The sequence below is a fragment of the Treponema socranskii subsp. socranskii VPI DR56BR1116 = ATCC 35536 genome, assembly GCF_000468115.1.
Classification (GTDB): Bacteria; Spirochaetota; Spirochaetia; order Treponematales; family Treponemataceae; genus Treponema_D; species Treponema_D socranskii.
Genome location: NZ_AVQI01000026.1, coordinates 1 through 1,438, shown reverse-complemented (window position 1 = coordinate 1,438; position 1,438 = coordinate 1). Strand labels below are relative to the sequence as shown.

General features: G+C 54.9%; 1 protein-coding gene. It reads right to left on the bottom strand.

Annotated elements, in window-relative coordinates:
- Positions 1 to 64: 64 nt before the first annotated feature.
- Positions 65 to 1,438, bottom strand: a 1,374-nt coding sequence (locus tag HMPREF0860_RS13905; protein ID WP_021495523.1) for a hypothetical protein, incomplete at its 5' end; no start/stop codon positions are given.

Genomic DNA, 1,438 nt, shown 5'->3' with positions numbered 1-1,438 from the left:
CTAAAGGGGATACTCCTTTGGAATCCCCAAACCGGAGGTTTGGGCGGTGTTCAATTATCACCCATTACTCCTGCGCCGTAACGCAAATGCCGCGCGCTTCGCCTTTTTCGGTACCGAGTTTGTTCTCGGTAACGGTACCGTCTGCTGCAATGTGCCACCACACGGGTTTGTTCTTGTAGTCGGTGTCCAGATAAAAACCTGCGGCATACAGGTCGCCTCCGGCAGCGCACAGCGCATACACTCCGCCAGAAACGGTTGAAAGCTCTTTATACAGCGAAGCGCTTGTCCCTTCGATTTTCCATACAGCGGCTCTGCTGGCGTTCGTCCATCCTGCGGCATAGACGGTGCCGTCGTGCACACACAGGGCATAGACTCCCTTGGTGCCGGAAACGCTAATCGGGGTAACGGTTCCGCCTTCTACCTTCCACAAATTGCCTGCTGCAACATAGACCGAAGCCCCCGCCGTACACACGTCATAAGAATAGTCAGCCTCTCCTTGGGGTCCCAATTCCGTTTCGCGCATCGTACCGCCGTCAGGAAGTGTCCACAAAAACGCTTTTTCGGTGGAACCTTGCCGTTTATAGCCTGCCGCGTATAGCGTATCGGTACTTGTGCACAGTGCGCAGGCTTCCGCATAGTCTGTCGAGGACGTTACTTTATACAAAAAGGTTACGGCAGGGTTGCCGGGGTCGCTGATGTCGGTAATGCTTGCACCGCTATCGGTGCCGTCATACGTTTTCCCTGCAACAAGGGTTTTTCCCTTATAAAAGGCGATGTCATAGGCAGAGCTCCACCGGTTATTGCCGATCCAGTGCAGGCTGCCGTCCTTTTTCCATACGAGCGGCCTGGCAATGCCGTAGTTTTTTTCCTTGCCTGCAATGTATACGTCCTTTCCCCGGGAGCGCACTGCATACGGACATACATCGTCGGGAGCAGCTTCGTGCGCGCTCAATTGCGTGGGCACGCCGTTTTTCCATACGTAGGGTTTGTTATCGCGTGTTCCCGTAACGTACACGTCAACGGGGGCGGTTTTAAAGTGCACGGCGATGTCGGCGTTCGCCGTTACCGTGTGATTGTATGTTGCGTTCGTTTCTCCCGCGATGTCCGTGCCGCCGTCCGTCCATTTTTCCACCGCGTAGCCGAGAGCGGCCTCTGCGGTAAAGACAACGGTTTTGCTTTTTTCCACTTGCGCAGGCGAGATGATTTTGACGCCCTCAACTTCCGCCTTGAGCGTGCCGCCCGTGCCGCTTACACCGAAAGTTACGTTAACCTTTGTCGGCGGTGCGCTTGTAAGTTTGAACTTTACCGTTACGGTTACCGGCTGCGCTACCTTTAGTTTTGCGCTCGTGCTGCCGATTGTTCCGGTTCCTTCTTCAAAGGCGCCCGCGCTTACCGTCCAAAAATCAACGTTGTGCGTTGCGGGGTTGTCAGGTGTTGC